11 protein-coding genes are annotated in these 10,554 nt (G+C 39.4%); 4 read left to right on the forward strand and 7 right to left on the reverse strand.

Annotated elements, in window-relative coordinates; translation table 11 throughout:
- Positions 1–73 precede the first annotated feature (73 nt).
- The 3 genes from M3193_RS07980 to M3193_RS07990 all read right to left on the reverse strand — a co-directional run bounded on the left by M3193_RS07980 (position 74) and on the right by M3193_RS07990 (position 3,262).
- The gene (locus M3193_RS07980; protein ID WP_251625908.1) at positions 74–1,519 is read right to left on the reverse strand and encodes a carbon starvation CstA family protein; all 1,446 of its coding nucleotides are present in this window, start codon (positions 1,517–1,519) and stop codon (positions 74–76) included.
- A 286-nt stretch (positions 1,520–1,805) separates the two neighbouring features.
- Positions 1,806–2,243: a competence protein ComK gene (locus tag M3193_RS07985; RefSeq protein ID WP_251625910.1), complete on the reverse strand. Its 438-nt coding sequence runs from the start codon at positions 2,241–2,243 to the stop codon at positions 1,806–1,808.
- A 539-nt stretch (positions 2,244–2,782) separates the two neighbouring features.
- Complete coding sequence (locus M3193_RS07990) at positions 2,783–3,262, reverse strand: sigma-70 family RNA polymerase sigma factor (RefSeq protein WP_251625913.1); 480 nt, start codon at positions 3,260–3,262, stop codon at positions 2,783–2,785.
- A 287-nt stretch (positions 3,263–3,549) separates the two neighbouring features.
- Here M3193_RS07990 and M3193_RS07995 point away from each other — a divergent pair, with 287 nt between their 5' ends.
- The gene (locus M3193_RS07995; RefSeq protein WP_251625916.1) at positions 3,550–4,350 is read left to right on the forward strand and encodes a hypothetical protein; all 801 of its coding nucleotides are present in this window, start codon (positions 3,550–3,552) and stop codon (positions 4,348–4,350) included.
- Between the two features lie 360 nt (positions 4,351–4,710).
- Positions 4,711–5,133, forward strand: coding sequence for a hypothetical protein (locus M3193_RS08000; RefSeq protein WP_251625919.1), 423 nt, complete (start codon positions 4,711–4,713; stop codon positions 5,131–5,133).
- A gap of 87 nt (positions 5,134–5,220) precedes the next feature.
- Here the strand turns inward: M3193_RS08000 and M3193_RS08005 are convergent, their stop codons facing one another.
- On the reverse strand, positions 5,221–5,856 hold the full coding sequence (locus tag M3193_RS08005) for an S-layer homology domain-containing protein (protein WP_251625922.1): 636 nt from the start codon (positions 5,854–5,856) through the stop codon (positions 5,221–5,223).
- Between the two features lie 432 nt (positions 5,857–6,288).
- On the reverse strand, positions 6,289–6,573 hold the full coding sequence (locus tag M3193_RS08010; RefSeq protein WP_251625925.1) for a hypothetical protein: 285 nt from the start codon (positions 6,571–6,573) through the stop codon (positions 6,289–6,291).
- Positions 6,574–6,844: 271 nt separating this feature from the next.
- On the opposite strand from M3193_RS08010, the gene M3193_RS08015 reads away from it, so the two are divergent.
- Positions 6,845–7,849 (forward strand): hypothetical protein, encoded by a 1,005-nt coding sequence (locus M3193_RS08015; RefSeq protein ID WP_251625928.1) that lies wholly within the window; start codon positions 6,845–6,847, stop codon positions 7,847–7,849.
- Positions 7,850–8,044: 195 nt separating this feature from the next.
- Here M3193_RS08015 and M3193_RS08020 read toward each other — a convergent pair whose 3' ends face one another.
- Positions 8,045–8,710 (reverse strand): restriction endonuclease, encoded by a 666-nt coding sequence (locus tag M3193_RS08020; protein ID WP_251625930.1) that lies wholly within the window; start codon positions 8,708–8,710, stop codon positions 8,045–8,047.
- A gap of 276 nt (positions 8,711–8,986) precedes the next feature.
- Between M3193_RS08020 and M3193_RS08025 the strand changes: the two genes are divergently transcribed.
- A complete protein-coding gene (locus M3193_RS08025) occupies positions 8,987–9,673 on the forward strand; it encodes a nuclease-related domain-containing protein (protein ID WP_435372035.1) in 687 nt (228 codons plus the stop codon).
- 322 nt (positions 9,674–9,995) lie between these two features.
- On the opposite strand, the gene M3193_RS08030 is transcribed toward M3193_RS08025, so the two are convergent.
- A complete protein-coding gene (locus M3193_RS08030; RefSeq protein ID WP_251625982.1) occupies positions 9,996–10,355 on the reverse strand; it encodes a hypothetical protein in 360 nt (119 codons plus the stop codon).
- Positions 10,356–10,554: the final 199 nt, after the last annotated feature.

A 10,554-nucleotide genomic window follows, 5' to 3' on the forward strand; every position in this document is an offset into this window, starting at 1 on the left:
GAGATATACCATTACAAAATGGTATCTCCTTTCCAAATGATAAACGTGTTTTCAAAAGTCTTTCAACCCGCCACTATCCTACTTTAAGATCTAAATCCTTATAGTTGCCAGCTGTTCTATGCTTAATAAGCTGCCTTACAAACCAAGCGAGTACAGCCAACCAAATCACCGATCCTAACGCCAGAGAAATACCATAATCCAAGTTGAAGCCTTCCGGTGCATAGAAGAAATACGTACTGACCACCGCTGTCATGAATAATGCCGGAATGCTGCAGACCCAATGGAACTTGTTGTTTTCTACAAGGTACATAGTGGCGGTCCATAACATAACCGCAGCAACGATTTGGTTCGTTCCGCCGACATAACGCCAGAGGAAGCTATAATCAATCGTCGTTAGAAATAGCGTGATTCCTGCCACCGGAATGATAAGAAAAGCTAGTTTCCCTTTCCCGTTGAAATCCTTCTTCGTCAGCTGCGTCAATAATTCGGCAAGCATCATTCTGGAGGAGCGCAATGCCGTATCGCCGGTCGTAATGGGCAGAATAACAATCCCTAAAATTGCAATGAACCCGCCAAATGCACCAAGCGTTGTCAGGCTGATCTCATTCACGATTGCAGCTGGACCTCCCGCTGCCAGTGCTGTTTGCAATGCACCGGTACTGCCAAAAAAGGTCATCCCTGCAGCTGCCCAGATCATTGCAATAATCCCTTCGCCAATCATCGCCCCATAGAACACTTTCCTACCTTCGCTTTCCTTTTTTAAAGTGCGAGCTAAAATTGGACTTTGCGTGCTGTGAAATCCTGAAATCGCCCCGCAAGAGATGGTTACCATTAGCAATGGCCAGATAGGCATTTCGCCAGGGTGTAAATTACTGAATGTTAAATTGGGGATGGATTGCTCAAAAAAGAATAACCCAATACCGATCGACACTGCCATGAAGATTAAGATAGCCCCAAAAATAGGGTACACTCTTCCGATCACCTTATTAATCGGCAGAACCGCCGCTAGTATAAAGTACGCAAAAATGATAACTAACCAAGTCGTAAAGTTAATTGGCGTTATTTCCGTAAGCAGCTGGGCAGGTGCTGAAGTAAATGCTGCCGCCACCAAAACCATCAAAACAATCGAGACGATCGTGATAAGGAATTTCATTTTACCGCCTAAGTATTTTCCGACCAGTGTTGGAAATTGAGCGCCATTATGTCGAAGCGACAACATACCCGAAAAGTAATCATGGACCGCCCCGGCAAAGATACTGCCGATAACAATCCATATAAATGCGACCGGACCGTAAAGCGCACCCATGATCGCACCAAAGATCGGGCCGGTTCCAGCGATATTCAAAAGCTGAATTAAACTCGCTTTCCACCAACTCATCGGAATGTAATCAAGACCATCGTTGTTTGTATAGGCAGGTGTCGCATTCTGGTCATTGATGCCGAAAATTCGTTCAATCACCTTCCCATAAACGATATATCCAACAATCAATAACAAAATGGATAGAATAAAAGTAATCATCGCTGAACCCTCCCTTTTTTTCTGAATTTAAGAACAATGATATAACGAAAAGGGAGAACAATCAATACCTTAATTCAATGTTTTTCGACAAATTAAAACATTTTTCATACTTAAAAGAGGAGTGGAAGTCCAGCAATTTCTTGTGAAGCTGACTTCCCCCCTCCCTGCATAAGCTCTTACTTATCAAACTTCCTGTAATTTCGATCCTTTCCTTTCTTGCGAATGAAAAAGCCCGTCTTCGATTCAGTTTTCCCTCCAGGCGTCGTCTGCCTCTCAATCTTATATCTTAGCTTGAAAGTACGAGTATATCTCTCGTCAAATGAATAAAACTCGTATCAAGGATGATTGTGGTACCGTTGGTAAAAACGATTTCCGTCTGTTTTTTATCGATCGCTTTGTAATCCTGAATGTGGTCCGCAGCAATCCAGACGCAATCCTCCCTCACCGGCGACATATGTGGAAACCAATATAGACTCTGCGTCAAATTCAGCACAATAGGGGCCATGGATATTTCCCCTAGCAGCGTCCGTGACCCATCATTCGCGCCTCTCAGACTGGAACCGTATCGGCGAAGGCTATGATCGATCAGTTTTGTCGGCTCGATATTCACTTTAAACAACTGCGACTTTTCCATAACAACCGATAGCAATCGGCCGTTCTCGTCAAACTCCGGCAAAATGATGCTTGTCTCATTGTTCACTACATACTCTTCTCTCATTTCCATGTTAAATTCCCCCTTTTTAAGTTCCGAAAAAAGGAGTATACTGACCCTATAGGTCGGTACACTCCGGCCAGCTAGTCCTCGAGTGGGTCTCCGCAGACTCAGACACTCGGGGATTTTCCATTTCACTTCGATTGCCTCCAAAAAGCAACAACCATTCCTCCACTGCCAGTCCATAGGATTCACAATCATTGTGTTGTTCAATAAGCGCTTCTATTAGTGCCATGTCCCCTGATATTCATACATTCAGCAGCTTACAATACCCAATATGTACATGCGAATCAAAAATATTCTATTTGTCGGCGGTCGTAGTGGAATGATTTATGGAGTCTAAATGCTAGCATATATAGTTCTTTACTACTAAATTTGAGTGTAGGAAAATACACCCCCTTTAAACATTGTTTTTATTATAATACAAGTATTATTAATAGTCTACCAAATATAAGAATATTTTAAATCTTTTAGTATTTTTTATGTTATTTTCCACAAAAACAGTTTTAAAAGACCTTCTGCATCTGCAGAAGGCCTCGTCAGTATCAACTCTATCCCCCCATCATCCCCCTCAGCTTCTTCAACAGCCTCTCCCGCCTTTTCTTCACGCCCGGAACCGAAATGCCGAAACGATCGGCACATTCCGCCAAGCTGCACCCTTCGAGAAAAGTCCATTGGACGAACTTCTTTTCGGTAGGATCCAACTGTTCAATCGCGTCATGGAGCCGGCCGAATCCCTCATCTACTTCCGCACCACCAATGAAGAAAACAAGCACTTCATTCGTCGTCGACATGACATTCTCCTCGAAACGGCTTTCCCGCTTCAGCTCGTCCAACATCGCCCCACGGATACTTCGATAAGCAAAAGGAGTGAAATCGCCCTTTTCGTCATCGAATCTCGTCCATGCCTGCCATAATGCGACCCTTCCCGCCTGCCTGTACTGTTCATGGTCACGGTAAATATTCAACTTCCTAAGTGAATGTGAAATCATCGGTTCATATTGCATCAACACATCTTCAAATTCCAACACGGTGAAGCCCTTCTGATCGTGCACGACACACTGTATTCCCGGGTGATTTCATCGTAATCGGCAAATGAGTTGTTTACATTTCGAGAAAATTCATCCTGCCTGTCCAAACTTCAATTATTTAGGCTCAGAAACTGAACTTTACGTCATATTTCATGATTTTCTGCTCTTAACTTTCAATTATCGATTCATTTCGCCCCAAGATTGAGCGCACTATAAAAAATACATTTCATCGTCCAGTATCCTTTTTGACCCCTCCCCTCTATATAAAAAGAAAAGGGGAAGATGAAATGACACATTACCTAAAGGAATACACAAAATTCAACACAATCGCAGAAATGGATGCAGCTGCCGAACAGCACGCCAAACGCCACTGGAATGAAATGACGAAATCAGATCGCCAAGTGCTCGACGTCATCCGCCGCTACTCCGTGAAATACGGTGCTGCGCATTTGAAACACGCAACAATAGAAGAGGCCATAGGGAAAACGAACGTAACTGTACGACGCGCTATCCGCAAACTCGTGACGCTGCAAATCATCGAAAAGATCCATACGATCCGTCCAGTGATGAGCGGACTCGGAGCTAACATCTATATCATTTTACCCTTCGATGACCAGGGGAAAATGAACAGCCGGGATGATGACAATAAACCGCATGACAACAAGGAAAACGAACAGATTTCCATGGACGAAGCCCTTCCTTCTAAATCTATTTTAAAAGCTAAAGACCTTACCTACACGTCTCCAGAGGAACCGTCTACGTTATCCACAAGTCTGTTCAGTCGGATGAAAGATCTGCTAGCCGGAACAATCGGAGACACAAAAACAGCCCGTGAATTCTTCGGAATTCATCGGGCCATTTCGGGACCGATGTTGAAGTTTGATATCTATAAAGATGACAAGCATGTCTTCGAAGACCTTGCCTATCGTGCGCTGATGATCACTGTGATGGCGACAAAGAAGAAGGCGATCCGCAACTTGCCGGGGTATTTTAAAGGTGTGTTGGACAAGTTGGTGGAGGAAACGTACTTCAAGGATATATTTATGCTTTTTGATGCACCTGTAGAGGGGTTTTATTGTCCAGTATGAATTACTGTGGATTTTGTTATGTGTACATTCAATACCTGTTGGTGCGTTGCTAATTGTTTTCTTGGCGTTGCGACAGGGCTTTATTGTATGCCAGCAATTTTCTATACGCTGCACCATTCTTTGATGCCTGTTCATTCCGGAATTGAACGGTTTTGTCGTCTTCTCACTTGAAATAAATATACATATATAAGTAACTTTTGAACTAAAACTAAAAACAGTTAAAACTAAATTATCTATCAATCAGTAGTATTGTCATGGTACAATGTCATTAATAAACGCTGTGCCTTTCTTTTCACAAGAAGTTTTTCTGAAGCTGAGTTTTGATACTACTGAAAAATACATAATACGGAGTGAGCCAATATGAATGCGGCAAATGATATTGCCTTTTTGGAAGAGGTAAAGAAATATACTCAACATGAATTCAAGGCTTTGGTAGACAATGTTTTTAATTCCCTAAGCAAAAAATACAACAAACGTGTCAGCTTCGGGAGAAACGGCGGCAAGGAGTTTGGGGTTGCTTTACTCTTATCGGAATTTGATGGTTCAACACTTCCTTATATAGATCATGGTGTAGATCAAGTCTTTATAGGCAATTGGGGGCCAGTTGAATTCAGTAATTTCATGGATAAAGTTATCCTTGATAATAGTGTCATTTCCTATCCAGCTTGGAGCAAGGCCTACAGACTTATAGAGAAGAATCACGCTTGGCTCACAGAACATCCTTGTTCGGTATTAAATATGAATTCCACCGACATCGCAAAAAGCATATTTATTAATTCCTAATATGGAGCGTTAGCTGTACATATATAAAAACTCCCCAAGTGTAGACAAAGATTATTTTGCCTACATATGGGGAGTTATTTCTAATTGTTAAGGGTTCTTACCTCTCGTCTGCTCTGCCCGATGAAGGAATATGGCCATTTGACCACGATCAACGAATTTACCAGGAGAGAATTCATTTGGACTTGTTCCAGTTGTAATGTTCTTTTCAAGTAATCCCGTGAGATATGGGGCATAGAAAGCATTGGCATCTACATCTTTAAACTGTCCGGACTTCCATGGGTGCTTCTCAATATTATAAGCATGGGCGATCAGTTTTGCCATCTGACCACGTTGAAGTTTGTCATTGATACCAAAATTGCCATCACCATAACCACCCATGAGACCATGGAAAGCCAGGACGGCAATATACGGATAAAATTCATGATCGGTCGGTACATCGCTGAAGTTAGGATTTGGCACTTCTTGACCTGGATCCAGGTTAATAGCGCGTACAACCATTTTAGCAGCTTGACCACGTGTTACCTGGTCATAAGGACGAAACGTTCCATCACTAAATCCATGAATAATATCGGCATCACTTAACGCCATTACCGATTGGTAAGACTCCATGTTAGGATGCATGTCATTGAAAACACCTTGAGCTGATACATTCGAACTGAAAAATAAGCTAAAAAACAATCCTAACACTACCACCTTGGAAAAAAGCCTCAGAGACTTCTTCAATTTACTTCCTCCATTCTATTTAACTATTATTTCTATACTATAAATAGACAAGAAGAAGTAAACCTAAACCCCTTTTACGACAAACTTTTACAAATTCATTGCTGAAATATTAAAAGTAAATCAAGCTTTGATTACAAATTGATAAAATTTTCAAAATGCAGTTAGCTTCTTTGCATAATAGCCTATAGTCCCCGTACAAAAATAAACGACTTCAAGCATATTCAATCCGGCGTTCAACGGATTGCTCCAAGTGAGATAGATGGGTAAGGAAACGTGACTAAACTTCCGCCGCAAATATCGTATTGCCAGTGGGCACCAAACAATATTGTAGAACGAAAAAAAAGCCGTCAGCTCTATGGACCACAGTAGTATGGTCAATAGAGCCATGGCCCTTCATTTACACAGGATAAGAGTTGTTTTTAAGCAAGACATTCATTGTAACAAGCCAGACTCCCCACTGTTAACATGCCACGCAGCACCATCAATTCTCTCGGATGGCGGGATATAATAATAGTGGAATTCGATCATCAGACGATTTCGCGCATCTTCCACATAATTACTTGATGCGTATGTAATATTCCCTTGCTTCTTTAAAAACCTATTCTTCGCTTCGGGATCGATGACCGTTATGATATCCATATCATCGTTTTGCTGCAGTTCTTTAATTAACTCTTCCGTTTCCGGATAGTCCCCCCAAATATAATGTGTTCTAAACACAGGCAAACACCCCTTTTCTTTTATCTAGGTATATTATACCGCATAAAAAGTATTTTTTAAATTTTTATACTAATCTTAAATATATTTGCGAACTCGTGATTAACATTTCTAAGGGTGCCTGGCATCCAAATTTATGTTAACTAAACAGTTCCCCCCCAAGCATCCTACGGTATATAATTACTACCTCCAATTTTTATAGCAAAATACCCAGATATAGATTACTATTTAATTGGTAGAGTTTATCATTACTGGAAGGCAGGGAAAATCGCAAATGGCATTAGCATTATTTTTCATCTTTTTTCTATTGTGGTGTGCATCACTTGTGATGATTATATTAGGACTGATTAAACCACAATACGTAATTTATTGGGGAGGACTAGAAAAGAAAACTCGTTTAAGGGTCTTCTTTTACTATGGAACATTTTCTTTTGTGTTCTTCATTGTATTCATAGTGTCCTTAGCAACGTTTGGGTCGTCATTACCTGATCCAACGCCGGAAGAGGTAGCAGCAGCACAAGCTGTACAGGATAAGATAGAAGCTAAAAAAGAAGCGGAAGAGAAGGAAAAAGCGGAAGCAAAAGACCAGATGGAATCTGATAAAAAGACTGAGAAAGAGGCTAAAGCGGAAACTAAAGCCAAGAAGGAAGCTGAAGAAAATACTGAAATAGATGCTAAAGCCGAAGCAAAAGCTAAAATAGAAGCCGAAAAAAAGGCTAAGAAAGAGGCTAGAGCCGAAGCAAAAGCTAAGAAAGAAGCCGAAAAAATGGCTAAGATAGAGGCGAAAGCGGAAGCTAAAGCTAAGAAAGAAGCTCAAAAGAAAGCTCAGATAGAAGCAGAGGAAGCCAAAGCTAAGAAGGAAGAGGAAGAGCTTGTTAAGAAAAAGGCTCAGGCCAAAAAAGAAGCTGTGGAAAAGGCAGCGAAAGCCGAGGCATCATTTAAAAACTCAGCAGTAGAATTAAATTATAAGCAGTTGGCAAGGGATCCGGAATCATTTAAAGGAGAGAAGGTGCTCTTCAAAGGTCAGGTAATGCAAAATATGGAGGATGGCAAAGAAGTCACACTACTTTTAAATGTTACACGAGATGAGTTCGGCTTTTGGGATGACAGCATATTAGTAAACTACACGATGTCAAAGGGTGAAAAGAGGATTCTTGAGGATGATATAATATATTTATGGGCAACAGTTAAAGGTTTAAAAACATATGGGTCAATCTTCGGTCAACAGATAACTGTTCCAGAGGTAGATGGTGCTTATTTAGAGATTATAGGTGAATAATTTTCTAATTGGGTGGGTTAACCACCTGTGTTGCACGACAAGTTAGGATAGGATACCAGGTTCTGTAGCAATTCCGAATTCAATAAAAAAGAAGCCCGCTCAGATACCCATTTCAGGTTTGAGCGGCTTCCCCTTATATGTATAAATATGAGTATTAATATAGGAACTCAAAAAACGAAAAATACCAAATCACTACTATTCTACAAATTTCTTCTGTTCCTGTTCCTGCCATTTACCTATTTTATTTTTCACCCAATTCAAGTCATGGCAGATCATTTTGTAATTATCTGCTTCATTAAGAGCGTCCTTTGTGTATCTTGAAGTTGTAATAAATCTTGATAAGACACAATTGTGATTACGTTTAGCTGAGTTTAGTTCTCTTATTCGCTCTACTGTAATAGTATTACCAGAATTTATGTAGTGTTTAATTTGAATGGCTTCTTCAGCTCTATGATGTCGATTGTAAATAATTAGATCTACACCACCGTCTGCCCCTTCTCCAGTTTCACGCGGCTTATACCCTTTGGCTTTATAATAAAGGAAACACAATCGCTCAAACTCACGCCAGGATAAGTCTTCTAATCTGGATGCTATTATATCTTTATCTTCCCTTAACAGATTATGTGGGATATTTGCATATCCCTTCTTCATATGCCGCCTTTTATTCATGCCTCCCTTCTTAGATTTCGTTTTAGGAAGAATTGAATATATAATTCTTTCAACAACTGGTGTAGATAGTATAAGTCCAATAAACAAGTAAGTATTTGTACTTTTAAAAACCATCCAATATAAAAATAGTCCAACTAATAGATATAACCCCGCAACTGCATTAGAGACTTCCCTTCTAGTCTTTTTTGTCATTCGGTGCTCACCCTCTTTTACCGTCTTTAATACTATTAATGTTAGCTAACATTACAATGATTGTAGTTAATTTTCCTACTACTAGTTACAATTAAAGTATATCAAACCGACAAGGAGAAGTTTATCCTATTATTCCTGAATTTTTTTAAAAAGAGAGAGAACAAACCCAAAATAGATAATGCAATTCCATCAAAGCCAAAAATTGCGAGTGAACGGGTTACTGCTGCAAGAAAAGGTGAATTAGGAGAATACAAAATTAATATTCAACTTGATCAGCTGCCAAAGGAATGTCGCTACCTAAGCGATCTGCTCGTTAAAAATCCTAAAGCCAAGTCAGGTTACTCACAAATTGACCATTTGGTTTTATCTCCATACGGTATCTTTGTCATTGAAACTAAAAACTATCAGGGCACCATCTATGGCGGTAAGGATCGAAAAACATGGTCGGTTAATGGTAAGTTCAAAATGATGAACCCTTTTGTACAAAACTATGGGCATATAAAAGCCTTAACATCATTTATTGACGAGAAATACCATGATTTATTTATCTCCGTGGTATCTTTTACAAAACGCTGTACATTTAAAGTTGATTTAGATTATCGTAAAATAGCATCTAATGAACTTATTGTGTATGACATCGAGTTATCAGAGTTCATTCATCGGAAAATCTCGGTATTGAAAATTCATCATAAAGAACCTTTGCTCACTCAAAGTGATATCTTAACAATTTTCAACGCCTTTTCAAAAGCTAATATTACTGACCCAAAAGCGAGAGAAGAACATAATCGTCTATTAAAAACACACGTTTCAGAACAAAAGACTAGTACAAGTTCTACTTGTTCAGTTTGCAATAAACCTGTTTCAGATAAAGTTAAAACGTATTGTTTATCAAACAATATCTTCAATGGTAAAGTCTATTGTTATGAACATCAGAAGGTAGTACAAAATAAATTCAAACCATAAATTCAAGTTCCCGATTTCTGGGACGGTCCGGAATTCGGGGAGAACTTGGCACCAGTCAACCTATGCTCTTTCCCGATTTCATTCCGATCATATATTGTTATTTCCTTAGATAATATACTTGATAAATTTCTTATAACGTTAATACTAATTCCTTGTCCGTAAAGATTGTCCGAGTCAAGGTCTATCTCCCCAGGCAGCTTTCTGTCTCATGCACATAATCAACAAACACCAGTTTAAAGATCTCTGGGTCTTTAAGCTTTTCTAATACACCTTTCATATTCAACAGTTTCTTGGAATTATTAGCAGGGCGCCCGCATTTCTATTATCTATTTATTACTTGCATACTCTCTAAAATAGTTTTTGCATCTTCATTAAGATAGGGCATAGTTTTTTCTCTTAAAACCAAATCAATATTGTTTTTTACCATAATTTTTAAACCCCTTATGTTAAAGTTAGATGCATAGTTGTTTATCGAATAAATAATATTCATTTCCTGCCGAGTAATAGGATCTGCGGTATTGTTGACCAGAAAGTTAAATAACTCTCTTGCATTCCTTCTCAGATGATGTTTATTCTCTTTCAGTAACTCCATGTTCTCTTCCATATACCTTCTGGCAGAAACAAAATCAAAATCATCGATACATTTATTAATTGACCTAAACAGTTCTTGTTGGTTCAACATATAATAGACACTCCTTTTAACCTATTAAGCACAATACAATCATCGGTTAATAAGGATTTTTATTTAGACGTTTCACAGAAGTTAAGAAGACATAATTAGAAAGGAACGCTAAAGCAGATTTTACCAGCCAACATTTATCCCATTCTACTCAGCAATCAGGTACCGGGTTCCGGGGCAATCCGGAATATATTGAGAACCA

It is taken from the genome of Sporosarcina luteola (genome assembly GCF_023715585.1).
In the GTDB taxonomy this organism is placed as follows: domain Bacteria; phylum Bacillota; class Bacilli; order Bacillales_A; family Planococcaceae; genus Sporosarcina; species Sporosarcina luteola_D.